We start from the raw sequence: 24,408 nt of genomic DNA, 5'->3' as shown, positions 1-24,408 counted from the left end.
GCAGCGCCGACTGGCTCACGCGGGGCTGAACCGGTCGTCCCGTGGCCTCCCGGCGACACCCTGGGCATCGGACTCGAGACCTATCCCTATCCCCACCCGGTGCACTACCTCGACGTCACGCACATCGCCGCCGCCGACTGGATCGAGCGTCCAGCGCCGAACTGGGAGCGCCAGGCGCGTCTGGCCTACATGGACGTCGCACCCGAGCGCGGACCTTCGAAGGGTGACGTCGTGCTAGTGCACGGGAAGAACTTCTTCGGTGCCTACTGGGCGGGAGTGATCGACGCGCTACGACACAAAGGGTTTCGAGTCATCGTGCCGGATCTGGTCGGCTGGGGTAAATCCACCAAACCGTCGACGTTGACCGCGGCCTCACTGGTGACGCATCTGCGCACCTTGATGGATTACTTGCACGTGAATTCTGCTGCGTTCATCGGTCATTCGACGGGCGGGCTGATCTGCATGCACATGGCGCGGGCGGTGACCGAGCGGGTGCGCGCCCTGGTGCTGGAGAATCCGATGGGGCTCGAAGACTACCGACTTGGTTTGACCCGCCAGGTGGGGCATGACGACTGGGCAGACGATGAGCGATCCATGACCGAAGACCAGAATCGCCAGTACATCGGGCACTATTTCGTGCACAAGGAGGCGCGGTTCATCGAGCCTTTCGTCGCGGTGCGTGCGGCCGTCGGGCGGTCACCGGAGTTCGAGCGCTGGGTGCAGAGCTCCGCTGCGGGCTACGACATGTTGCTCAACGAGCCTGCGGTGGACTTCGTCGCGGCACTGACCACCCGAACGCTTTTTGTCTGCGGCCTCAACGACCGGACCTATGCGGGCGCGAAATACACTGCGCCACAAGTCCAACCGTCCAAGGGCAATATTGCGGCCCTGTCCCAGGCGTGCGCGGCCAAGATGGCCGACGCGCGATTCGTGGGCGTGCCCGATACCGGGCATGTCCCGCACTTGGAGTCACCGGCCGCGTTCCTGTCGGCCGTGCTCGAATTCTTGAGGTGATCCGATTACTTGGGCAGGAAAGCGGCGGTGTCGTAGTAGGTGCGGAACGACTCGATGGCGTCCTCGCTGCCCTCCAGCACGCTGACTCCGTCGTAGCGGAACTCGTGGCCGTTGCTCAGCGTGCCTTGTGAGGTCCACTCCAGGAAAGCGGTCGAGTCGTTGGTGGTGACCTGGCGAAAGTCGGCGCTGATCGAGTCGAAACCGTCGCGGTACTGTTCCCAGAAGCTGCGGGCGCCGTCCTTGCCGCTCTTGGTCTGGGGCACGCCGACCTTGCTCAGCGTGGCGTCGTTGGCGAACAAGTCGACGAGTGGGCCCGCATCACGGTTGCGATGCAGTTCGTCGAGTGCCGTCACGAATTGTTCGGTGATGCCGTGCATGGTGTCGTTCTCCTCGCCGTCGTTCAGCCCACGCGCTACGGCGCCGACCTTCTTGAATACGTTGCCTGTGGTGACCGCCAGCGGTTCGCGGGCGAAGCCACCGAGTTTCATCAGCGGGCCGACCAACACGTCGAATACCCGTGGCAGCGTGCGGTAAGCGATCAGCATCGGGTAGTTGAACACGCCAACTTGGCGCTCTGCGGTCCGTCCGGAATCCGTCGCGTGCACGATGCGGCGCGCGACCTTGGCCGGTGCATCGTTGACCGGCAGTACGTGCGCGCGTTGACCGAAGAAATTGGCCGCGCGGGCATAGATCGGGGTGTTCACCGCGCCCGGATAGATGCCATGGATCTTCACATCGGGCAGCTGACGATATTCCTGGCGCAAGACTCGGATGAGGGCGGTGACCGCGAACTTGCCGATCACGTATACCCCTAGGTAGGGCACCGCGACTTGGCCCAGCGAGGAATCCACGATGACCAGTTGCCCGTGGCCGCGGCTGTTGAAGTGCTGCAGGGCCGACCGGGTGACGTTGGCGGCGCCCAGGACATTGACGCGGATGACGGCGTCAAAGACCTCTGCCGGCACGTCGACGAAACGTCCGAAGGCCGCCACCGCGGCGTTCTGCACGACGATGTCGAGCTGACCGAACCGACTCAGCGCGACGTCGAAAAGCTCTTCGACCTGGTCGCGCTCCCCGATGTCGGTGGGCAGGGTCAGGACGTCGGCGGCGCTGGCTTCCCGGCACCGGCGCGCGACGTCCTCCAATTCCGCGGCGCCGCGGGCGGCGAGCACCAGCCGGCAGCCCCGCTCGGCATAGCGCAGCGCCGTTTGCTCCCCCACACCGCTGGACGCTCCGGTAATCAGCACGGTGGCAGGAGATGTCGTTTTCGGCATCCGCCGCTGATACCCGGCCGGTCAGACGTCAAACGTCCGGTCGCGGGTGGTCAGATGTTGAGGCTGGAGAACATGATTCGGTTCGGATCGTATTTCTGCCGCACGGCGCTGAGCCGAGACAGGTTCGAGCCGAAGTATCGCGAAGCCGGTTGGTTGGCCTCGATGTAGTTCACATAGCCGCCGACCGAATACGGTTGCACCGCTTGGTGTGCGGTGGCCAGCCAGGTGGTGGCCGCTGCTGGGTCACCCGTCTCGACGTACCACTGCACCAGCGCGCCTTGCCGGCGCCAGGGGAAGGCGGTGGCCGTCGGGGCGACGGTGGCCAGGGCACCGTCCAGGGCGTGCATGATCGCCAGCATGCGGCCCGCGTTGCGGGGGAAGGCGTCGACCGCCGTGGCGATCCCTTTGGCGGCGGCCGGGGTGATGGCGGTGAAGACGTCCGAGCCGCCGACATAGCCCAGTGGCGACGGGTTGAGGTTCCCGACGGCGAGGTAGTTGACCAGGTCTAGGTAGTTGAAGGTGTGGTTCTCGACCCCGGACGGCTGCAGGCCGACGGCGGTTGTGACGGCGTTCGCCACGCTGCCGCCCTGGCCGGCGGGACAGGTCGCCAGGATGCGACAGTGGGTGCCCGTCGCCTCGGTGGTGCTGTCGGCCAGTGCCCAGCTGTTCTTGTCGGCGGTGCGCAGCCAGTTCTGCCATCCCACGAGGACCTGGGCGAATGCTTGCTGCGGGTACATGAGGTTGACGACGTCGTACTGCGTGGTGGGGAAGGTCGCGAAGGTCAGCGAGGTGGTGACGCCGAAGTTGCCGCCTCCACCGCCGCGCAGCGCCCAGAACAGGTCGGGATTGCTGGCGTTGGACGCGATGACGGCCTGGCCGCTGGGCAGCACGACCGACGCCGACGTCAGTTGGTCGCAGAGCAGGCCGGCGTGGCGGGAATGGGCGCCCATCCCGCCGCCGAGCGCGTGTCCGCCGGCGCCGACGCTGGGGCAGGTACCCGTTGGGATGCCCCGGCCCGCCGCGGCCAGCGTCTGGTGCATGGCGTAGAGGCTGGTGGCGGGGGTCACCGTGATCTGCCCGGAGCCGGCGTCGTATTTGGGTTCGCCGGGCAGTTGCCGCAAGTCGAGCACCATCATGCCGTCGGCCGTGGAGGCCCCGACATACGAATGGCCACCGCTGCGCGGGGCCACTTTCAGGTTGTGGGCGGCGGCGAACGACAGTGCCTTCTGCACGTCTGCCACCGATGCCGGGACGACGACTGCAGCGGGTGTGGAACCGTTGTAGTTGGTGTTAAAAACCTGCTTGGCCGAAGCGAATCCGCCCTCGCCCGGGGTGAGCACCTGCCCGCCGATGGCGCCGGAAAGACCACTCCACCCCGCGGTGTTGGGGTCGGCGGCGGCGCGCGCGTTGCCGAGGAGTGCGCCGGCGGCCAACGCCCCGGCGGCAGCGCGAAGGAACGCCTGCCGCGACATTGCATGCGCCGGCTGGGGCGGTACCGTCATGCCCGCAGTGTGGTCGACTCCGGCTGTCGGGTTGGGCCGCGCCGCACCTTGTGTCGCAAGACGTTAGGCGACCGTGACCAATCCGGTAGCAATGGCGTTTCAGGAGTTGCTTAGTCCGACAATCAGATTGATGGTCACCGCCAGGATGACGGCGCCGAAGAAGTAGGACAGTAAGGCCTGGCACAGCGCGATGACGCGCAGTTGGCCGCTGCGCAGGTTGGTGTCGGAGACCTGGTAGGTCATGCCGATGGTGAAGGCAAGATAGAAGAAGTCGACGAATCGCGGGTGGTCGGTGCCGTTGAAGCTGATGCCATGGGCGGCGTTCGAGTAATAGACGTCGGCATAGCGCACGCTGAAGACGGTGTGCACCACGCACCAGGCCGCGACGATGCTCACCACGCCGATGGCGGCGGCGACGTTCTTCTCCGCACCGGCCTTGGTGCCCGCGGCGAGGAGTTGGGCTACACCAGCCAGGCTGGCGATGCTGGCGGTCAGGATGATGACGTCGGTCAACCAGCCTCGGGGCGGGTCCTCGGGTTGCACGTGTTCGCGAGTTTGTTCGGCGTCCATGGGTAAGACGACCGACCAGGTCCAGCCCAGGTATGTGCAGGCCGCCGCGATCCAGCCGGCGCTCGGTGCGTAGGACCAGTTTTGGGTTTCGCCGACTAGTACCGCGGTGATCGTCGCGGCCGCGAGCGCCACGATGAGCCGGGTGACGACGTGCCGTCGGGTTGGAGATTCCATGGCGAAAAGCTAAGCACTCGGCTTGTTCGGCGCCGGTGACTTCGGGGCTGTGCGGGAGTCAAACCTATAAAGGGCGCATGAGGAGGGCGGCGCGTGGACATTCAACATGTATTGGCGGTCTTGCCGGTGACCGATATCGAAGCGGCGGCGCAGTGGTACGGACGGTTCTTCGGCGTTTCGCCGACCAACAATCCGATGGGGTCGTTGTATGAGTGGCGCATTACCGGCGCGGGGTGGATTCAGGTCTTCGCCGATGCTGGCAGTGCTGGGAGTGCGATGGTCAACTTCGCGGTCGACGATTTGGAGGCGGCGATCGACGAGCTTGCCGGGCGAGGGTTGACGCCGGGGTCGATTGTGGACGCGGACAAGGGAGTGCGGTTGTCGGCGCTGACGGACCCGGACGGCAACACGATCAGGCTGATTGGGGGGTTTCGGGAGGTGTATTAGTGCGGCCCTGGTTTCAGACGGGTGACGTCGGGTCCGCTTCGAGGTGGAGAATCCGGACATCATTTCGAAAGGAGCGCAAAATGGCAACGCCTTACCGACTTCTTCAGTTGGCGCTCGTGATTTTCGGCGCGGTGATGCTGCTCGTTTATCCCTTGGCGGTGGTCTGGCCGTCGGGTTGGGCGTGGCATTCCGGTGCGCCGCACCACTCGGATTACTTCATGATGATCGTCGGGGTGTACGCCACCCTGGGTGTGTTTCTGATCAACGCGGCGCGCTGCCCCGAGGCTCATCTGAGCCTTATCTGGTTCGCGGTGTGGTCGAGTGTGGTGCATGCCGTAGTCATGGGGGTGGAGTCTTTCGGCGCCGGTCATCAGATGGGACACCTGTGGGGCGATGTCCTGGCATTGCTTCTTGTCGCGATCGTGTTGTCAGCGCTCGTTCTGTCGTCGGGTCTGAAGCAGCCGCCGGCGCAGCGCGCGGGAGATCCGCTCACGCGGTAGGCGCAGGCCGTTTTACAGGAATGGAAAAGGCCCCCGGAGGAATCTCCGGGAGCCATTTCCGCTGGTAGCGGGGACAGGATTCGAACCTGCGACCTCTGGGTTATGAGCCCAGCGAGCTACCGAGCTGCTCCACCCCGCGTCGGTAAACGCAAGGTTACCCAACGCGTGGGAACCTCTCCAAATCGCCAGCTGACTCCGCCCAGATTGCCGCCATGGTCGTGGTCCAGCCTATGACCACAGCCGTGGCGGCAATCTCGGCGCAGCGGCGCAACGGCGCAACGGCCTAACCCACCTCACACGTCCGGCAGCCGCTTACGCAGCTGCTCCATGGTCAGCGCCTCCCGCCGACGCTCATCGAGATACGGGATCCCGATGCCCAACTCCTCCCACCGCGCCGCCACGCGGGTTTCCAGTTCGGGGGCGATGGTGTTAAGCGGCGGATAGTGCCGGCCGCCCCATTCCGGGCGGGGCTCGAACTCCCAGCTGCGGGTGGCGTCGATGAGTACCCGCGTCCACTCCCCCGACCCGTACTTGGCCATGTTGGCCTTCTCCGGCGGCGTCGACGGATCCAGCGGCGAACCCATCGTCGGTCCATAAATCGCGATGTCACCCAGGCCCGCGTTCACCCGATAGGCCATCGCCCAGTCCAAGGCCTCCGGGTCATGAATGTCGATGTCTTCCTCGACCACCATGACGTGCTTGTAGAACCACACCGCGCCACCGCTGCCCCACAGCGCCGAGGCGATCTGCTGCGCGTGGCCGCGGTAGGCCTTGCGGATCTGCACGACGATGTTGGTGCCGTTGGACACCGGCGTCATCCACACGTCGGTGATGCCGCCAATCCCTATGCCTTCCAGAGTGTTCCAGACAATCGCCGAGCGCGCGTAGTTCACCATGGCGTCTTCGTTGCTGAAGCCGGGCCGGATGCCCTCGACCGTGCCGCGCAGCACCGGGTTGTCGCGGTGGGTGATGCGGGTGACCCGTAGCACCGGTGTTGGCGCCGGATGCCCGTCGAGATACCCCGGGTACTCGGCGAACGGGCCCTCGTCCATGAACGTGCCGGGATCTGGGTCCAGGTAACCCTCGACGACGATCTCCGCGCTGGCCGGCACATGCAGCGGCACCGTCTCGCAAGCCACTAGGTCGACCGGGCGGCCCAGCAACGCGCCCATCATGTCCCACTCGCAGACCTCTTTAGGGAACGGGCTGCCCGCACAGAACGGCAACACGTCGTGCCAGCCGTACACCACCGCCACCGGCATGGGCTCCGGCTTGTACTGCTGGAAGTGACCGCCCCACCCCTGACTGGGCACCATCAGCTTGGCGATCTTGTCGCGGTCGACGATCATCCCGCGGTAGACCCCGATGTTGTCGCGCCCGGTGAACTTGTCTTCGGTGACCACACCGCAGAACGTGTCGATGTAGCGACCGCCGTCGGTGGCGTGCCACTTGGGCGCCGGGAACTGCCAGAGGTCGATGTCCTCGCCCGCGACGATGTTTTCCTTGACCGGTCCGGTCTCGACGATGCGCGGCGGGATGGGTTTCTTGAACACGTCTTTCAAGTGCCGCACGATGGCCGAATCATCAGCACTCTCAGGCAGATTCAGCATCAACTGGATCTGGCGGCGATTGCCGATCGCGGACGTCAGCAGCTTGGTGCATCGGGTGTCCTCGTGGCCGACGATGTTCTCGAAGAGCAGCGCGGGACCACCGAGGGACAGGTTAGCCCGGGTGATGGCGCCGATCTCCTCATTCCAGTCGACGCGGGCGCTGATGCGCCGCAACTGGTCCGCGGCTTGCAGCGTGGCCAGCCAGCTGCGCAGATCCGGTCCGGTGTCGGCATCCTGCTGCTGAGTGGCCAAAGCGTCTGTGGCTGTGCTCATTGCACTGCCCTCATCCGTGGACGCACGCCGTCACCTTCCGCGGAGTGTTCGTCATCCTTCCACCGGTTGATCAGCGAATGTTCGATTCCGAGTTGGTCGATGACGCGGCCGACGACGTAGTCGGTGACTTCGGCGACCGAGACGGGGCGCGCGTAATACGCCACGGTCGGCGGGAAGATCACCGCGCCCATGCGCGCCAGGTAATGCATGTTCTCCAGGTGGATCTCGCTGAGCGGAGCTTCCCGCGCCACCAACACGAGCCTGCGGCGTTCCTTGAGCGTCACGTCAGCCGCACGGGTAATCAAGTTGTCGCTGAACCCGATTCGGATGGCGCTCAACGTCTTCATGCTGCAGGGGCAGATGACCATGCCGTCCGCGCGGAACGATCCGCTGGAAATTCCTGCGGCGAGGTCGCGGGCGCCGTAGGCGTGGGTAGCCAGTGCCCGGACGTCGGCGACGCTGCGGTCGGTTTCGAGCTTGATGGTCGCCCGCGCCCAATCACTGAGCACGAGGTGGGTTTCGACGTCCAGATCGCGAAGGACTTCAAGGAGACGAATGCCGAGTACGGCGCCAGTCGCTCCAGTCATGCCAACCACTACTCGCATGTTGATCACTCCCTTAAACCACTTGTAGCGTCGGCGGTTCGACGCTTTGCGAATTCGCGTGTTGCTGCTCGGCTTGCGTCGATTTGGTCTTCGGACGTGAGAGCCCCACCAGGATCAACACCACCGCAGTCAAAAAGGCGTAACGCATGCTGCGGAAGCCCAGCAGCACCACCTTCTCCTGCCGGGGCGTGCCGTGATGTCCCTGCGAGAGAGTGGGATTGGCGGCGGCGGTCCCCAGCGCGGCGCCGAGCGTGGTGAACAACCAGTTGCCGTAGGTGCCGTACAGCGCCGCCCATCGGGTGGCTTGCCCGATACGTCGCGGGAGGTTCACCTGGCCCCATGTCGCGCCCAACGCCATCAAGAAGGTGCCGTTCATGACGCCCTCGAGGTGCGCGGAGAGCGCCATTCGCATGTTGGTGAATCTGCGCTGCTGCGTGCCGGTCATCAGGCCGAGCAGGAACAACACCATGCCGTGCCGAACAAGACGGCGGTCCGTGTCCTGTGCCATCGGAAACACCTCCTAAGCCGCGATTTGCATGCGTCAAGCATGCGCTCACAGACGGCTCGCCCACTAGGGTCGGCGAGACGTTTTTCCCACAGTTCCGGCCAGCCACCTGCGGCTGCCGCGCGTTAAGCGGCTCGTCGTTTCCCGGTCATGCGGAGCAGTGTCGAGGGGCGGAACAGCTCGGCGCGGGGGCCAACCATGTTCATCATCTGCAGGAATCGCTGGACCATTGCCGGATCGGTCTGTGCGGCGGCTACCATGCGGTCCACCAGAGCGTTCCTGAGCCGGACAGATGCGGTTCGCTTCCCGGGTATCTGCGGCAGCGCCAAGTCCGAACTCACCGCCGTCTGCCACGCCACGCCGATCTCCCTGGCCGCAAGTCCGAAGAAGCGCCGCGGCAGGTTTTCGGCGCCCTGATGCAGGCAAGTACGCAGGATCAACGCTTCGATGGCCGCGACCGACATGCCCTGGCCGTAGAGCGGGTTGAAATTGCACATGGCGTCACCCATCACGATCAGACCATCGGGAGTACGCGCCAACTTGTCGTACCGGCGCCACCGGTTGGAAGGAAACTTGTAGTGCGTGATGTCGGCCAGGGGTTCGGCGCTGCGCGCGGCGGCCAGGACGTGGGCGGGCGCGATTCCGGTCAGACTGTCGAACAACTGGGCGCGATCGGCGGGCGCCGGCTGCCCGCTCAGTGTCTGCACGGCAAGCTGATAGGTGTCGCTTTCACCGGTGAACATCGCGAACGCCACCGGCTGGCTGGGTTCGGCCGCGGTCAATGTGACGTTTTCTCGCAAGGTGCCCGGCGCTATGTGCACCGGCAGGCCGGCGTAGGTCACGTGCACCTTGAGTTCGTCTTCGCGGGGTCGCCCATAGCCGAGTTGTTCGAGGAACACCGGTGTGCGCGAGCCGCGCCCGGTGGCGTCCACGACGAGATCCGCGGTCACCGTTTTCTCGGCGCCCGAATCGCGCTGCGCCAGTATGACACCGGTAATCCTGCCACGCTGCTGAGTCGCCGTCAGCCGCAGCGCGACGTGGCCCTGGTAGAAGGTCACGTTGGGGACGGCCTGCACGCGGCGACGTAGCCGCCACTCGAGGTAGGGCCGGTGCGCATAGTGGATGACGATGGACTTCGGGTCCGGAATCGTTCCGGAACGCAACAGCTGACGTCCGCCGAAGTTCATGCACAGCCGCGAGAGGTCGCCATCCTCCCAGACCCGCGCACCGCCGATGACAAGCTCGTCGAGGAACCCGGGAAACAGCTCTTCGAGGGTACGCGTCAGCCGGGCTGCCGGAATATGCGGCAACCCGCCCTGGGGTACGCCACGGCGGGTGAGCGGTCCGTCCGGCAACGAATCGCGTTCCACGACAGTCACTTCGCTGTAGAAGTCGGCAAGTACCCGAGCGGCCAGCAGCCCAGTCATGCCGGCGCCGAGGACTACCGCGTTGCCATAACTTTCAGACACATTCATCTCCAAGCTGTCGGGAAGTTGGGTCAGGCGAGAAGGTGCGTGCGGTAGGCGGTCGGCGTGGTATTGAGGCGCTTGCGCATCACCGTGGCCAAATGTTGGGAGCTGGCGAACCCGCATTGCCGCGCGATTTCGGCGATGCTCAAGGATGGGTCGCGTAGCAGCTCACACGCTTTGGCGAAGCGCCGGTTCATCAACCACCGATGCGGTGGCTCCCCCATGCCCTCGCGAAACAGCGTTGCCACGCGCGCCGCTGACAGATCAACCACATCCGCCAACTCGGCGAGTCCGATATTCTCCGAGAGGTTCGCCTCGAGGTATTCGGCCGCCCGCTTGAGGCGCCAGTCGCGGTAGCCGGGAGTGTGTTTGGGCGCGATGGTCGCCGATCCGCTTAGGCTCGAGTGTTCTCGGATCAGGCGAACGACGAGTTGCTGGGCTAGGCAGTCGATCATCAGGGCCGAACACGCATCGACATAGGTCATCTCGCGGACGATTTGGCGGCAGATCTGTTCGGCGAACGGATCGCGCGAACACATGGGGTCAATGAGCGTGATGGTCCTACCGGCTTTGCTGATACCGCTTTCGGCAGCGGTGCGTTCCACCATGGCGTGGGGCAGGTACACATGCAGATAACTGAACGGTTGCTCGGATTCGAAGATCCCTCTTGGCTGCTCTCCGGCAGCAACCAGGTTCATGTGGAAGGCCGGGTGCGGTCGACTCCATTTTTGTTGTCCGTCTGCAAAGTACGTGTGATGGTGGTGTCCGCTCAACGCCATGGACACGAGGTCTAGTGTCTTGTGCGCCGGCCCTGTCAGCTCGTAGGACGACTGATCGTCGAATCGCCAGATGGCAGCCGACAGGGTGTTGCTTGAAGCAGTCATACGCCGTTGCGGCTCGAACCCGATTGCGCAGGCGATATTTTCGGGTGCAGCGATTGCTGGGGCACTCACCAAGATTTTCCTAGGCCGCCGGCGAACGCCGACGGTCGTGGGCGGACGCGGACATGATCGATCCGCTGAGATTACGTGAAATCACAACTGCCAGTGTCCAGTACGTGACCAGCGCGCCTGGCGTCAGATTGGGACGCCCTTCCCACAGATAACGACATCACTCGCGGCGCGTCACGGTTGCGTGGTCCGACGCGCGTTTCGTGTACACAATACGCGGCACGGACACACGTGCCCGGCATCGCTGCGGTAGACAGTGTTTCGTGGTCCAGTACCGGCCGACGCCGAACCAAGCGGCAACGTATGTGCTGATTCCGGGTAGCTGGCACGGGGGCTGGTCCTGGCAACCGGTCGCCAAGCGGCTGCGCGCCCATGGCCATGGAGCGATCGCCCTGACCCTCCCCGGTCTGGGCCATGGCGATGATCCCTCGGGCTACCGGCTCAGCGACGCGGTCGAGTACATCGTGAGCACAGTGCTCAACCTCGGGCACGATGACGTGATCCTGGTCGCACATAGTTGGGGTGGCTATCCCACCACTGGCGCAGCACATCGGCTCACCGACCGCGTCAGCAAGGTCGTCTACTTGAACGCGCAAATACCGGTGCGCAGTAGAAGCTTGGTTGACGACGATCCGCCGGAGCTGCGCGAGTCAAATCTGCGAATGATCAAGGAATCACCCACCGGCTCGATCCCCGCGACACTGGAAGACGTCGAGAAGGGATTCATGCAGGACGTTGCGCCGGAGCTGCAGCGGTTGGTGTCCGACCTGCTGACGGAGCAACCGGGTCGGTACTTCACCGACGCTTCCGACGTCGGCGCCGCAACACTCACGATCCCGACCGCCTACCTGGCCAGTGAGTGTGATCGCGCATTGCAGTGGCCGGCTGGGGAATTCGCGGCGCGGCTCAGCGTCGAACCGATCCCAGTTCCCGGTACACACAACGCCATGTTGACCCATCCGGACCAAATAGCCGCAGCGATCTTGGCGGCTTGAATCCCCTTCGTCGTGCACTGCGCGCAAACACCTACCACACTGTAGATCCGAGGGCTGATCTTGGTGACCGTCTCGGTGACGCTCAGCGAACGCGGCGGCGTCGCGAGAACGGTGGTGCTGGCGACGACGGTGTCAGAGGCCGTGGGAAACCCCATATAGGCACGCATACGTTCGGCGATCGTGTCGCTGCTTCCTCTGCGGCGTCGATGAGGCTGTCACTTGCAGAGGCAAGTCACGGAAGTTTGTTCCCGACGCCGTCGATCAGCCTGCTCGGACGCCCACTAATCCGGTTCGCCGTCTTGTCGCAACGCGGAGAGGATAACGATCACTTTGGCGCTCGTTTGGGGGCGCTGGAACCGCCCACCCAAGGGCTGCTGACGCGACGCTATTTACGGGAGGCCCGCACGGCCACGGGTTGCGGGAGGTAAAGGTCTTTTTGGTTAGTCGATCTCAAGCGACGAAAACATCACCGAGACGGACCGAACCGATATCACCGACCAATGCCGCGCGGCTCGACCGTGTGGGCTCATCGAGCAACAGTTCGTTTCTCCCCTCTCGAACTGCAGTGATGGCACTCTGCGCGACGAAGTCGGGCGCCAACTTCGGGGCCTGAACTTGCTTGGTGGCCCTAGTGTCGATCCAGAACGAGTGCACCCCAACGACGAGCGTCCCCTGACCGGAGAGTGCCTCCCGCAAAGAGTTCGTCAACGACCACTCGGCCGCTTTAGCCGCCGAGTACCCAGACAACGCCGGGACCGCAGCCCAGGAGACGATCGACAGAATGTTCACCATCGCTCCACCGCCGTTGCGGCCAAGGATCGGGGCGAACGCCTGAGCCATGGCCCAAGTCCCAAAAACATTGACCTCCATCTCATTACGGGCCACGTCCAGGGAGCCAGTCACCACATCGAGTACACCTCCCCCACCGGCCACATTGATGAGTATCGAGACATCAGGGCAGGCCTCGGCGGCCGAGGCCACGGCTGCGGAATCAGTGACGTTCAGCGCCAACGGAATCAGCCGGGAATCGCTGATCTCTCCGGGTCGACGCGCGGCTGCATACACCCTTCTGGCACCCTCCTCCAACAAGGCTGTCGTGAACGCCCTGCCGATATCACTGTTCGCTCCGGTCACCAGGGCGATCGATCCGTTGATATCCATCTGGAAACCTCCCATTCTTAGGTGCGGTAGTGACGTGCTGGCGGATCCGTTTACCGTCATCCGCTAACGGTGATCGAATCGTTGAGTCGGTCGCACCCCAATCCAGGCGGCGCGGACTTCGGCGCGAGACCATCCACATCCGAGGAGCGCCCGGCCAACTTTTTTAGATGTTGGCCATCATCTTCTGTCTGGCAGGTGATGTCAACCGTCATCTTGGGCTTCAATGTTTAGAAGCTGGTCAGGTGTCGGACATTGGCAGCGACTGCTTTATGGCTGTGGCTGACTAAGTGGCTTCGATGCTTACGGAATAACCGCAACGTCCATAACGCCGGCGAAACGTTGAGTCGCTACGTTGCCAGACAGTCGCGAGTACTGCCCGAGCGAATCGCCAAAGACTGCAGGTCGCGCCTCGAACTAGATGCGCTCAATCCAGGTCGGGAAGCTGTAGCGGATTCCGCGTCTCAAGGTGCTAGGCGGACTCGTTACTCACCGTTAGGACGGGCCACCGGCCGGGTACGCCTTTGAGCTCGTAGCTGCCTCGGTCGCTGAACGCAATTTTAGATCCCAGCACCAGCGGTGGGATGGCGCCGGATACCAGCACGTCTCCGGGACCGGCGAGTCTCATGATCCGCGCTGCGATGTGCACCGCGATGCCGTGCACGTCGTTACCGACCATCTCGACTTCGCCGGTGTGTAGGCCCGCACGGATGGAAAGGCCGAGTTCTTGGAACGAGTCTCGGATTGCGCAAGCGCAGTGGATTGCCCGTGCCGGGCCATCGAACGTTGCAAGTGCACCGTCGCCGGTGAATTTGATGACGGCGCCGCGTGCACCGGCAACGTGCCGCTCCACAACTCGGTTGTATGCAGCCAATGCGGCCGTCCAAGCGTTGTCACCCATGACGGCGGCGCGCTCGGTTGAGCCGACGATGTCGGTGAATAACACGGTCGATAGGACGCGGTTTGTTGGTGACGTAGCGCGTTCACCGGTGATGAATGCCTCGATCTCATTGAGAAGCCGGGCACCGTCGCTCGCAAACCAAACATGATCGTCGCCATCGAATTCCAACAGTCGTGCATGTGGAATTCGCTCGGCCAGATAATGCGCGTGGCCCCGCAACACGTGTCGGTCTTGGCGTCGGTGCATCAGCAGCGTGGGCATCTGAATACTGCTCAGAACCGACCGCAGGTCGCTGCGCAGGTACAGGTCATAGATCGGCTTGAAGTAGCCAGGACCGGCGCTCAGTCGCTCATTTCGTGCCCACCACCGTCGCAGCGCGGCGTCCCCGGCCCAGCTTGGGGCCAGTACCTCAATTGCAGCGCCCGAGCCAAGAATTGTGCTGAAGTGCTCCGTAAACCGCGTCAGGGCCGGCTCGGGCATCCCGCACGGGTAATCCGGAGCACGAGAAAATCGAGAAAATGCACCCCACAGCACAAGTGAGCGCACGCGGTGTGGATGGGTGGCGCTCAGGAGCATGGCAGGAAGCGTTGACTCTCCCATGGCGAAGACCGACGAAGATGGGCTACCGACGGCGTCAAGGACCGCGACGAGTCCGTCCGTCCACCTCTGCATCGCCGGATAGTCGTGCACCGGGACCGCGTCGGAGCTGCCAACGCCCAGCAAATCGGTTGTGGTCAACCGGCTGAACGACGCCAGACGACGGAGCTGCGCTGCCACGATGGGCTCGTCCCAGATTAAGTCGATCGGGAACGCCGCTGTGGGGATGAAAAGCAAGTCGGGGCCGGAGTCACCGACTCTCTGATATGCCAAGTGGGCGTCACCGTCACGGGCATAGCGGGTTTCAGGAACGCCTGGCACGACCAAGCTGCCGCTCGTTTTCCGTGCAGTTTCCATTGAGTGCGGACCCTAAAAGGCCGCCTGGATGCTCAAGCACCTGGCACTCTTATGTGCTTTGGCGACATGGTGCTGCGACGCCATTTGAACCTTCGGTCCATCGCTTTGTGCTTGCACTGCCACGAACGGGTCGTCGTTTGCACCGGCATCAATGCGATTGCTTCAGGGTGGGATTGCTCATGGCCCCATGCCATGGTGTGGTCACTTTGAACTAGCGCATCCGTCTTTGTCAGTGCGCGGTTCTCCACTTATCGTTTCGTTTCGCCCCAGTGCCTTCTTGTGTCCGGGTGGTGCTGTAGTCGGGGGTTGGTGGACCCGCCGCTCATTGTCACCGGGTTGGGCTGCGCAGTGGACATAGAGCGCTGTGAAGCCGTGCATGGCGGTGCTGTCGCGGTATCGCGGTGGCCGGGTGGGGTCCAGTTCAAGTCGAGGGAAACGCTTCAATAGACGCTCGAGTGCGATCCTGGCCTCGAGGCGGGCGAGCGGGGCGCCTAGGCAGTGATGAATGCCGTGCCCGAATGCCAAGTGTGGGATCGGTGTTCGAGTGATGTCGAGTTGATCGGGGTTCTGGAACTGATCGGCATCCCGGTTGGCCGACAGCAACGAGATCATGACGAATTCGTTGGCGGGAATGTCGACGCCGCCCACCGTGATGGGGGCCGTGGTGAACCGTAGCGTGGCCGTACTGAGGGGGCTTTCTATCCGTAGGAATTCCTCGACCGCATTAGCTATCAGCGATGGATTGGCCCGCAACATGGCCAGCTGAGATGGGTTGCGCAGCAGGGCGTACACACTGTTTCCGATCAGGTTCACCGTCGTGTCGTAACCGGCGAGGATTAGCAGCAAGACCGTCGACATCAGCTCTTGCTCGGATAACGCATCACCCTGGTCGCGTGCCGCGATGAGCGCACTCAGCAGGTCATCGGCGGGATATTTCCTTTTCGTAGTGATCATTTCGGTCAACTGAACTGTCAGGGCGGCCCTGGCTCGCTCCTTAGCGGTGCTGCTGGATAGATGGATAATCGGCTCGATGGCGAGACGAAAGTCGTTGTAGACGGCCACGCCGAGAAGCTCGCCGATGACTCGCATGGGGAGCGGTGCTGCGTAGGCGCCGATCAAGTCCACCGGGTCGAGACTGTCGATATGGGTGAGTAGCTCGTCGGCAATGGCGCTAATGCGCCCACTCAACTTCTCCACTGCACGCGCCGTAAAGGCTTTCATCACCAGTCGGCGCAACCTGGTGTGGTCGGGTGGATCGGTGAACAGCATGCTCGCACTCAACTCACCCTGGCCTACCCCGTTGTTTTCTGGCGGTAACAAGGGAATCGCTCGCGGCAAGTCTTTACTCAGCCGCGGATCGGCCAGTAGCGCCTTTGCCTCGGCATAGCGGGTGATCAGCCATACCGGAACACCACCAAACATCATGACCCTGTTAACCGGAGCCTCTGCCCGCAGCCGCTTCAAAATGCCGTGCGGATCCTGGGCGAACTCGCTATCCAATTCCAGCAGTTCTGCCATTTGCCCTCCACGCGTGTCGTTTACCGAGTCGAAAGGCGCGATTCAAGTCTCGCCTTCCGGCAAGCGCGAAGGCATTGTGACGACAGCATGAGCCATGTGCTGGCCAAGCCCAGCTCCTACCGCAGCGCCTTTCATACTGAATGGCCTTGGCACGTCGTCGTCTTTCGCCCCGTCCATGATGTGGGCGACAGGGCTTTCCATGGACGTCACGTACCTATGTTGATCGTGGCGCTCGACCCGGAAGTCACCCGTACATCAGCTTGCAGAGACGACACTGCCAGGATCAGTCGTCAGGTAGCGCATAGCCCATAGCGCTGTTGACATGGATGGAGGTAGCTGCCATGGGTGCGTCTCTCCCGGGGGAGGCGACCGAGCGCCGTCCTGCGCTGGGGCAGACACTAAAGCAAGATGGAGTGGGCGCGATAACAACAAATGCATGAACATTTCTGAGCCGCAACGGCGTCCACAGCGGCGCATGGCCCGCTGATTACCTCGACAAAACTGCGCGACGCTTAATCGGGGTATCACCAATGGGTACGCACCACCGCCGCGCGCCAACCGACACCGTGTCCGGCGTCGCCGGTAGCGCCGGTGGCATAGTTGCCGGATCTTCCTGAGACGCTAAGTCGTCCAACGCATTCGGTGCGGCTCAACGGGTTTCAGACCGAGATTATTTGTGGCGCTGCGTTATCCGTAGTAGATGCGATGAATGTACGGCGGGATGCACGGTCGGCCCGACGTTAATTCGTGGTCGGGTTTTCGACTGAGACGAACGCGGGACACCCCGGAGGACCAATCTGCCTTCGTAGCATCATCGAAGCCGTTCTTTCGCAACGCCATTAAGCCAGTCTCTGCGGAGACGACGCCACGCACCCAATGAGGGCTCACCGCTGCGGAACCCTATTGGTAATGTCCGGCGAGGACACCACTGTCGCGCTCTGAATGGACAGGCGGAACATGCTGGTGTCTTCCAGCCGACGTGTTAGCGAGCAGATTCGTATCCACGAGCTGCGTTGCAGCACAAGTCATTGTGGCTGTCTTATCGTATGAGATACGTTTCCGGCTTACCCCCGTGCGCTTGTGACGTCGATACGCGATCGAAGGCCTGAAAATCGATGTAGGTCTATCAGGTGCGGTCGGGCAGCGATCTGGTCCAGGAACGCGCGGGCTGCTGGGCCGGCGCTGGCGCTAACGGCCACGGCCAGACGACGAGTCGTCTGTGGCACGAGCGGACGAATCGCGATGTCGGGAGGTGGACCTGACGCGATGACACTGGGCAAAATGCTCACGCCGAGGCCTGCTCGCACTATTTCGAGCACCGCGTTGAAGCCATGCGCCTCGAAAGCGATGTCGAATTCGACACCGATGCGACGCGCCACATCCATGAAGATGGGCGCAACGCCACAGGTGGATCGGATGAAAGGTTCGTTGGCCAGTTCGGCGTAACTGACCTCGGCAAGAGCCGACAGCCGGTGGTCAGCCGGAACCACGGCTACCAGATCGTCGGTGCGCAGGAATGCCGTGGTGAGTCCACGCGAGGGAAGGGACACTACGCCCGCCTCCGCGGCCCCCAGATCGAGCCAGTCCCGTATTTCTGGCTCGCTTCCCTCGAGGATTCGGATGTCGACGAACGGGTGGTGGTCGGCGAATAGTCCTAGATGCGGAGCAATCAGCAATTCGGTGGTGGACGGTAAACACGCCAACCGCAGCGTTCCCGTCACTTCTCCTGCCATCGCCGAGATTTCGGCGTGCATCTGGTCCAGGTGTCGCACAGCTTCTCGCGCGTGCATCGCTGCCCGCGAGCCGGCTTCGTTGAGTGTCGCACCATCGCGCTGGCGCCTCAGTAACGGTAAACCCAGTTCCTTCTCAAGGCTCGCAACCGCTCGGCTGACAGCGGGCTGGGACAGGCCCAACATTCGGCTCGCCGCCGTAAAACCACCATGGTCGACCACCGCCAGAAAAGCCTCCAGCTGCAGCATTGTCGCCATCGATACCTCCACATCTGCTCACCCAAAACCTTTGACTGCCAGCGCGAAAGCCAGACCGACGCCATAGAGGCCGAAACGGAAGCGACGCGTTCAAGCTCGAATCAGCTGACACAAACGGTATGACCTCTAACAGGTGGTAACCGCCCACCGATCCGACGGCTGCACTGACCGCAACGCCGATCTTTCAGTCGAGCACATCGACGAGGTGGGTACCGAGTCGCTGCTCCAGGTCCCCTTCCTTCTGCAGCCCTCGCTCGAACAGGGCATTCAATCGTTGCTGGGTTTCGGGCCAAGCGAGGGAGGCGGTGAAGGCGTTGCGGCCGTCGAGCAGCCTGTCGATGGGCGGCAGGGACACCTGGTTGACGAGGTTTTTCGCTGTCTCGATCGTGCGCCGGTCGAAAGAGGCAAGACGCCGTGCCAGCGTATCGACGAAACCATCCAGCTCAGCGTCCGGAAGAGATCGGTTGACCCAGCCATAGCGTTCCGCGGTGTCACCGTCGAAGTCGTCCGCTCCAAGGATGATCTCTAGCGCGCGGCCGCGGCCGGTCAGCAGGGGAAGACGTTCAGTGCCGCCACCGCCGGGAATGCAACCGACACCGACCTCAGGCTGACCGAGGATGGCGTTCTCACGGGAAGCGAAGCGCATGTCGCAGGCAAGGACGATTTCGCTGCCCACGCCGCGGGCACGGCCCCTGATCTTCGCGATGCTCACCACAGGGGACTTGGTGAGGCGGAAGAACGTGTCCGTGGTGATGGGCATGCCGGAAGGTCCGAGAGCCGTGCGGACGCCTCCCGATTGACCCGACATGTCGAAGTGAGCGAGGTAGAAGTCAGGATTCGCGCTCTCGAAGACGACGACGCGAAGACTTGCAGTCGTTTCCATCCGTGTCAGCAGCTCCTGCAAACGTTCAAACATGGCGTCATCAACCAGATTGAGAGGAGGGTTGTCGAAAAGCACCCGCCAGTAGGCCGGCGTTTCCTCGACGATGCGTAGGTGTGATGCCGCTTCGGTCATGCCCAAAGTCATTCCTTTCGTTCTCGGCGTTAGGTGAGTTCGCAACTTCCTAAACTCCGGACCTTCACTCGATTGATCAGCTGAGATTGCCTCGTTAGGGGCGGGCGGTCAGAGCTGGTTCCGCGACACACCGAGGACTGCTCGGACGGAGCACCGGTGCGCCAAGAGGTCTTTCTTAAGATGATGCCTATCATCATCTTTGGCAGTTAATAGGATGTCAAGTATCATCTTGAGTGTCTTTCCCGATAACTGAGACGGGGATCAGCATGGGGCGTGTACGGGACAAAGCGGCCAGCCATGAGCGGATAGTTCGTGCCGCGGCCGAGAGGATCCGTAGCGAGGGCGTCGCCAGACTCTCCGTCGCAGCATTAATGGGTGAGGCCGGACTCACCCATGGCGGGTTCTACCGACATTTCGACTCCCGTGAAGACCTGATCGACGCCGCCGTCACCGCGGCCCTCACCGATGGCAGTCGCTACACCAGCGCGACCGATGAATCTACGGGCGACCCGCTCTCCGGCATTATCAATGCGTATCTAAGCCCGGCCCACCGCGACCAACCTGAAAACGGTTGTGCCGTCGCGGCCCTCTCAGCCGACGTCGCACGAGCGAGCAACTCCGCGCGCGCCGCGTACACACAACGAGTCCGAACCAACATCGAAGCTCTCACTGAGGCGCTGGAACAAAAGCCAGGACTGGACGACAAGGACGCGAGGAGCGAAGCCATCGCCACCCTGGCCGCCATGGTGGGCGCCGTCGTGATGGCCCGCGCTGCGACCGGCGAACTGTCCGACGAACTGCTCAGCACCACACGCGAGGCGCTCATCGACCGCACAGCGAAACGGTAAGCCCCCGACAGCGCTTGAGCAGATTTAGTACCTCACAACAATCTTGACGTTGTAATCGTGTCGCGTCGACATCAGGGCTGTTGATGGTGTCGGCGTGCCGTCTGGTCGACTTATTCGCAGAGCACCGACGATCAGGATGAGCACCGGGATGGTTTACGCAATACCGGCAAACACCTGAGGCGCAGTGCAATTGCCTGCTTCACGAGTAGAGGCTCTGCAGCACAATGGGTTTAGCAGCAGCCGAAGACTACTTCGGGGTGATTCTTGAAGTGATGCTGGCCCGAAGGATCAACCCCCCGAGATCGACGACCGAATGCGCGAACTGGCCGAGCTTCATGGGCACGAGCGCAACGGCGAAGACGACACCACACATTCGTAGCCTCGATACTGCGTCGCCCTCAGCGCGTCGGGCACACACGGTTGGCCATTCGGTGATGCGGTGCCGTCGTTTTCTGCCTTCTGGGTCGGACACGGCGGCGCAGCGGAGCTAGTGGGTTTCCTCGCCGCCTGGGTCGCGTGGGCCGGCCACCGGTACCCACTACGTTCTTCTGCACGATCACCCTGCAGCCCATGTTTTTTAGGAATACCGGTAACGAAACATGCATGATGCCAACGACTTAACGTACATACACTTCGTGCTGGGCGCCGCAACAACAGGAAGGTTGAAGAAGAGCAGTAGAGGAGTAGTTGATTGGGAACCTACGTCCTTATTCATGGCGGATTTCACGACGGGAGCGCGTGGAACACGGTGGTCGCTCGCCTCGAGAAGCGCGGACATACGGCGCTCGCGCCCACGCTGACCGGGCGCGGTAAGAACGTTGACCCTACGGTAGGACTGGATCAATGTAGCCAGTCGGTAGTTGAACACATTCTGACCCGCGATCTGACTGCCGTGGTTCTCGTCGGACATAGCGTCGGCGCCACTGTCATCTGCAAAGTCGCCGAGGCGATCCCCGAGCGCATACGGCGACTTGTGTTCTATGCCGGCGTGGTGCCGCGGGACGGCGAGTCCATCTACGATGGGTACCCGCCCGCCCTCCGTTTGATTGCGGACCAGCAGTTTGCCGATTCCTCCGACGGCACAATCACAGTGCCCTTTGAAATCTGGCGAGACAGCTTCATGAGCGACGCAGCGCCAGATCTCGCGAGCTGGGCCTACCAGTATCTGTGGCCCGAGCCGTGCCGAACCTTCCAGGATCGCGTCGACCTGAGGAAGTTCCATGCACTGCAGACACCGCGAACCTTCCTGCTCGGCGCTGACGACTGCACGATGCCCGGTGGATGGCATCCGCAGATGACGGGCCGTGTCGGTCAATTTCGGTTGGTGCAGATGCCGGGCGGACATGAACTGATGTTCTCGAACCCGCACGGGCTGGCCGACAACCTTATTGATGCTGCGGAGGACTAGGCGGGACCCATTGACGCTTAATCCTGTCTGATAACGCACTCAGGCGGGTCCGACTGGACTCTGCTATCGCGGGAGTTCCAGTTTCTTGTCAGCGCCGCCAATGCTTCGCTCGAGACGCCGTTAAGCTCCGGGCTAAGTCGAAGAATGCTTTGGCGGGCGCCTAACGCTTCACGTTGAAACTGATGGGCTCCCATCCGGACCAAATAGCCGCAGCCATCCTGGCGACGTGACAACCCGTCAGGTCGTTTCCGTCTCAGCCTTGAGCAGCCACGCCTGCTTTTCCAACTCGTCGATGATCGCTGCAGCAAGTCAGCGGTCGCAGGATCGGCGGCGTCGACCTCGTCGTGCACGTCACGCAAAGTACCTACCACGGCGTAAATCCGAAGGCTGATCATGTCGACGGTCTCGGTGACGCTGAGCAGGCCCGGCGGCATCGCGGGAACGGTGGTGGTGGCGACGACGGTGTCGGAGCGCCCGTCGGGAACCGCATCGAGGGCGCGCATGCGTTCGGCGATCGTGTCGCTGGCTTCGCGTGCGGCCTCGACGAGGCCGTCCAGTTGCAGATGCAGGTCCCGGAAGTTGGTTCCGACGACGTTCCAATGCGCCTGCTTACCCTGCAGGTGCAGTTCAATCAGATCGACGAGTACCTTCTGCAAGTTGTCCAGCAAAGCAGCTGGCGCATGAAACGAGTTGACTTCGTTGACAGTTCTACGGTTGGTGGACAGTGATGTCGTCATCTTCAAACTCCTCCGGTTAATTTGGTTCGCACAGTTACGAATTCATCCCACCGCGGGCAGCGGGACCGGGACATCCTGCGGCGGCCAGAGCGGTTCGGGCACCTCGATACCGAATGGCTCATCCCAGTGGTTGCGTGAGGAAACCTCGTGCACGGGATGACGATTGGCGGCCACACCCCAATTACCCCGCGGATAGCCGAGGGCCAGCATGGCCGACATCTTCCAGCCCTGTTCGACGGGGACGTGCAGCAGCTCGTTCACCCGGTCCTCGAAATTGCGGAGCACCATCGTCATGACGCCGCCGACGCCTTCGGCACGCGCGGCGAGCAGCACACTCCAGATCGCAGGGAAGATGTTGGCACCGCCGAGGTCGTCGATGGCGAACACGAAGAGCAGCAATGGAATCTCTTCGAAATGGTCGGCCAGGTAATTGCCGGAGCCTTTGATCCGGCGCATGTTCTCCGCATGCGCGGCCAGGTCTGCGCCGGGTGCCGGCGCGACCATAGGCCCGGTGCCAGTGCTGAACTTCTCGTATTCCAGCGCGCGAGCCTGCCGGAACAATTCTGCGAGCTCTCCGATGAGCTCCCGATCGTCAACTGCGATGAAGTGCCAGCGTTGGGTGTTGCCGCCGTTGGGCGCGCGCACGGCCGCATCCAGGATACGAGCCTGCGCGTCCAGCGGAATCGGATCCGGCCGCAACCGCCGCATCATCCTGGTGGTGTAGAGCGCTTCGTGGACATCCATTTGCCTACTCCTTTCACTCATTCAGGCCAAGGGCTGTCGAAGATCGCGTCAACCATGTTGCGAGGCTGGAAATTTGCGTCGAAGTGGCGCAGGACGTCGGCGTTCATGGTGCCGTAGGTGGTTTCCGGGCGGTGCTTCATACCTTCGTGGAAGGCCACCAGAATGCGGTTCTTGAAGTCGGGGCGCGGGTGGGCGGCGGTCACCGCATCGACGGCATTCGGAGAAAGGTCCTCTCGACCGACGCCAACCACGTCGGTGGCGACACCGGCGACCAGCATGCTGATTTCGGGAGCCAGGCGCGCCGGCACCCCAGGGGTCGTGTGCAAAGCGATCCCCAGCCATACCTTGTGCGCTTTGGCTTCGTCGACGCCGCGTTCCACCAGGAAGTCGCGCGCCGCGTCGGCACCATCGATTTCGAAGCGTTCGGCGGAGGTGCCGTAGCGCGCGGTGAGGCCCAAATCGTGAAACATCGCCGCGACGTACAGCAGTTCGAGGTCTGGTTGCAGACCCATCCGGCGCGCGTGCAGCGCGCCGAACAGGTAAGCCCGCCGGGAATGGTGGAACAACACGTCATCTTCGGCGGTGCGGATGAAGTCGGTCACCTCGCGCACCAGTGCGGTGTCGGGTATCACGATGCCGGCTATGGTTTCGATGGACTCGACGGCCATGATCGCTTCTCCTTCGTCGTAATCCACGATGCGGCAGAACCTTGCCGTTCGGTACGGGCCGTTCCAGCCTTGTTTCCCACGAAATCCGACAGGTCGACGGTTCACGCCGCGCGGCGTGCGCAGAGGGGGGCAGGCGCCATGTATCCCACAGATTGCGACACAATAGGTGCGTGCCTGAAGCCGGTGCGCGGTCGCGCGAAGTAGTGATCGTCGTCTTCGACGACGTGACGATGTTGGATGTCGCGGGAGCCAGCGAGGTCTTCACCGAAGCCAACCGCTTCGGCGCGGACTACCAGCTCAAGATCGCCTCGGTCGATGGCCGTGACGTCACGACCTCGATCGGGGCCAGGTTAGGTGTCACGGACGCGATTTCGGCCATCGACTCGGCCGACACCGTCATGGTCGCCGGCAGTGACAACCTGCCCCGTCGGCCGATCGACCCCGATCTCGTCGAGGCGATCAAGTCAGTCGCGGAGCGGACCCGGCGCCTGGCCTCGATTTGCACGGGGTCGTTCGTCCTGGCGCAGGCCGGCTTGCTTAACGGCCGGCGAGCCACCACGCATTGGCATGATGTCCGGTTG

Annotated in this window: 22 protein-coding genes, 1 tRNA gene and 1 pseudogene; 7 read left to right on the top strand and 17 right to left on the bottom strand. The window is 62.9% G+C overall.

Annotation, left to right across the window (positions count from 1 at the left end):
* The coding region (locus A9W95_RS09560; RefSeq protein ID WP_156746098.1) for an alpha/beta fold hydrolase at nucleotides 1–1,014 on the top strand (1,014 nt) is incomplete at its 5' end.
* 5 nt (nucleotides 1,015–1,019) lie between these two features.
* Here A9W95_RS09560 and A9W95_RS09555 read toward each other — a convergent pair.
* The 3 genes from A9W95_RS09555 to A9W95_RS09545 all read right to left on the bottom strand — a co-directional run bounded on the left by A9W95_RS09555 (nucleotide 1,020) and on the right by A9W95_RS09545 (nucleotide 4,534).
* The gene (locus tag A9W95_RS09555; protein ID WP_172826590.1) at nucleotides 1,020–2,261 is read right to left on the bottom strand and encodes an SDR family NAD(P)-dependent oxidoreductase; all 1,242 of its coding nucleotides are present in this window, start codon (nucleotides 2,259–2,261) and stop codon (nucleotides 1,020–1,022) included.
* 77 nt (nucleotides 2,262–2,338) lie between these two features.
* Nucleotides 2,339–3,790, bottom strand: a complete 1,452-nt coding sequence (locus tag A9W95_RS09550; RefSeq protein WP_371328044.1) for an FAD-binding protein — start codon at nucleotides 3,788–3,790, stop codon at nucleotides 2,339–2,341.
* Between the two features lie 99 nt (nucleotides 3,791–3,889).
* Nucleotides 3,890–4,534: a DUF1345 domain-containing protein gene (locus A9W95_RS09545; RefSeq protein WP_067411285.1), complete on the bottom strand. Its 645-nt coding sequence runs from the start codon at nucleotides 4,532–4,534 to the stop codon at nucleotides 3,890–3,892.
* Between the two features lie 93 nt (nucleotides 4,535–4,627).
* On the opposite strand from A9W95_RS09545, the gene A9W95_RS09540 reads away from it, so the two are divergent.
* On the top strand, nucleotides 4,628–4,981 hold the full coding sequence (locus tag A9W95_RS09540) for a VOC family protein (protein WP_067411282.1): 354 nt from the start codon (nucleotides 4,628–4,630) through the stop codon (nucleotides 4,979–4,981).
* Between the two features lie 80 nt (nucleotides 4,982–5,061).
* Complete coding sequence (locus A9W95_RS09535; RefSeq protein WP_067411279.1) at nucleotides 5,062–5,481, top strand: DUF6632 domain-containing protein; 420 nt, start codon at nucleotides 5,062–5,064, stop codon at nucleotides 5,479–5,481.
* Nucleotides 5,482–5,543: 62 nt separating this feature from the next.
* On the opposite strand, the gene A9W95_RS09530 is transcribed toward A9W95_RS09535, so the two are convergent.
* From A9W95_RS09530 to A9W95_RS09505, 6 genes are all read right to left on the bottom strand, one after another.
* A tRNA-Met gene (locus A9W95_RS09530) sits at nucleotides 5,544–5,620 on the bottom strand.
* Between the two features lie 154 nt (nucleotides 5,621–5,774).
* Nucleotides 5,775–7,364 (bottom strand): UbiD family decarboxylase, encoded by a 1,590-nt coding sequence (locus tag A9W95_RS09525; protein ID WP_067411277.1) that lies wholly within the window; start codon nucleotides 7,362–7,364, stop codon nucleotides 5,775–5,777.
* A complete protein-coding gene (locus tag A9W95_RS09520) occupies nucleotides 7,361–7,969 on the bottom strand; it encodes a UbiX family flavin prenyltransferase (RefSeq protein ID WP_067411305.1) in 609 nt (202 codons plus the stop codon). The genes A9W95_RS09525 and A9W95_RS09520 overlap by 4 nt, the downstream gene beginning before the upstream one ends.
* A gap of 13 nt (nucleotides 7,970–7,982) precedes the next feature.
* Nucleotides 7,983–8,477 carry a hydrogenase gene (locus tag A9W95_RS09515; protein WP_067411274.1) on the bottom strand — a complete coding sequence of 165 codons (495 nt, stop codon included), beginning with the start codon at nucleotides 8,475–8,477 and terminating at the stop codon, nucleotides 7,983–7,985.
* Between the two features lie 122 nt (nucleotides 8,478–8,599).
* Complete coding sequence (locus A9W95_RS09510) at nucleotides 8,600–9,943, bottom strand: NAD(P)/FAD-dependent oxidoreductase (RefSeq protein ID WP_253851607.1); 1,344 nt, start codon at nucleotides 9,941–9,943, stop codon at nucleotides 8,600–8,602.
* Nucleotides 9,944–9,972: 29 nt separating this feature from the next.
* Nucleotides 9,973–10,827 carry a helix-turn-helix domain-containing protein gene (locus A9W95_RS09505; RefSeq protein WP_253851606.1) on the bottom strand — a complete coding sequence of 285 codons (855 nt, stop codon included), beginning with the start codon at nucleotides 10,825–10,827 and terminating at the stop codon, nucleotides 9,973–9,975.
* 329 nt (nucleotides 10,828–11,156) lie between these two features.
* Here A9W95_RS09505 and A9W95_RS09500 point away from each other — a divergent pair, with 329 nt between their 5' ends.
* Nucleotides 11,157–11,888, top strand: coding sequence for an alpha/beta fold hydrolase (locus A9W95_RS09500; RefSeq protein ID WP_253851605.1), 732 nt, complete (start codon nucleotides 11,157–11,159; stop codon nucleotides 11,886–11,888).
* Between the two features lie 450 nt (nucleotides 11,889–12,338).
* On the opposite strand, the gene A9W95_RS09495 is transcribed toward A9W95_RS09500, so the two are convergent.
* The 5 genes from A9W95_RS09495 to A9W95_RS09475 all read right to left on the bottom strand — a co-directional run bounded on the left by A9W95_RS09495 (nucleotide 12,339) and on the right by A9W95_RS09475 (nucleotide 19,422).
* Complete coding sequence (locus tag A9W95_RS09495; RefSeq protein ID WP_067411300.1) at nucleotides 12,339–13,049, bottom strand: SDR family NAD(P)-dependent oxidoreductase; 711 nt, start codon at nucleotides 13,047–13,049, stop codon at nucleotides 12,339–12,341.
* 469 nt (nucleotides 13,050–13,518) lie between these two features.
* Nucleotides 13,519–14,901 (bottom strand): adenylate/guanylate cyclase domain-containing protein, encoded by a 1,383-nt coding sequence (locus A9W95_RS09490; RefSeq protein ID WP_067411266.1) that lies wholly within the window; start codon nucleotides 14,899–14,901, stop codon nucleotides 13,519–13,521.
* A 201-nt stretch (nucleotides 14,902–15,102) separates the two neighbouring features.
* A complete protein-coding gene (locus A9W95_RS09485; protein WP_067411264.1) occupies nucleotides 15,103–16,419 on the bottom strand; it encodes a cytochrome P450 in 1,317 nt (438 codons plus the stop codon).
* 1,064 nt (nucleotides 16,420–17,483) lie between these two features.
* Complete coding sequence (locus A9W95_RS09480; protein WP_067411297.1) at nucleotides 17,484–18,407, bottom strand: LysR family transcriptional regulator; 924 nt, start codon at nucleotides 18,405–18,407, stop codon at nucleotides 17,484–17,486.
* A 184-nt stretch (nucleotides 18,408–18,591) separates the two neighbouring features.
* Nucleotides 18,592–19,422: an enoyl-CoA hydratase/isomerase family protein gene (locus A9W95_RS09475; RefSeq protein ID WP_082982991.1), complete on the bottom strand. Its 831-nt coding sequence runs from the start codon at nucleotides 19,420–19,422 to the stop codon at nucleotides 18,592–18,594.
* A gap of 266 nt (nucleotides 19,423–19,688) precedes the next feature.
* Here A9W95_RS09475 and A9W95_RS09470 point away from each other — a divergent pair, with 266 nt between their 5' ends.
* Together A9W95_RS09470 and A9W95_RS09465 are read left to right on the top strand one after the other, a co-directional pair.
* A complete protein-coding gene (locus A9W95_RS09470; protein ID WP_067411259.1) occupies nucleotides 19,689–20,270 on the top strand; it encodes a TetR/AcrR family transcriptional regulator in 582 nt (193 codons plus the stop codon).
* Nucleotides 20,271–20,961: 691 nt separating this feature from the next.
* Nucleotides 20,962–21,678, top strand: a complete 717-nt coding sequence (locus tag A9W95_RS09465) for an alpha/beta fold hydrolase (RefSeq protein ID WP_067411256.1) — start codon at nucleotides 20,962–20,964, stop codon at nucleotides 21,676–21,678.
* Between the two features lie 237 nt (nucleotides 21,679–21,915).
* Here A9W95_RS09465 and A9W95_RS09460 read toward each other — a convergent pair.
* From A9W95_RS09460 to A9W95_RS09450, 3 genes and pseudogenes are all read right to left on the bottom strand, one after another.
* Nucleotides 21,916–22,415, bottom strand: a pseudogene (locus A9W95_RS09460) (Dps family protein).
* 42 nt (nucleotides 22,416–22,457) lie between these two features.
* A complete protein-coding gene (locus A9W95_RS09455; protein ID WP_067411252.1) occupies nucleotides 22,458–23,159 on the bottom strand; it encodes a nitroreductase family protein in 702 nt (233 codons plus the stop codon).
* A gap of 17 nt (nucleotides 23,160–23,176) precedes the next feature.
* The gene (locus A9W95_RS09450; RefSeq protein ID WP_067411295.1) at nucleotides 23,177–23,827 is read right to left on the bottom strand and encodes an HD domain-containing protein; all 651 of its coding nucleotides are present in this window, start codon (nucleotides 23,825–23,827) and stop codon (nucleotides 23,177–23,179) included.
* Between the two features lie 170 nt (nucleotides 23,828–23,997).
* Here A9W95_RS09450 and A9W95_RS09445 point away from each other — a divergent pair.
* On the top strand, nucleotides 23,998–24,408 hold a 411-nt coding region (locus A9W95_RS09445), incomplete at its 3' end, for a DJ-1/PfpI family protein (RefSeq protein WP_172826589.1).

Source organism: Mycobacterium sp. 1423905.2 (genome assembly GCF_001673155.1).
GTDB lineage: Bacteria > Actinomycetota > Actinomycetes > Mycobacteriales > Mycobacteriaceae > Mycobacterium.
Note: the sequence above shows the minus strand (reverse complement) of the source record. Positions and strands in the feature narration are given on the sequence as shown.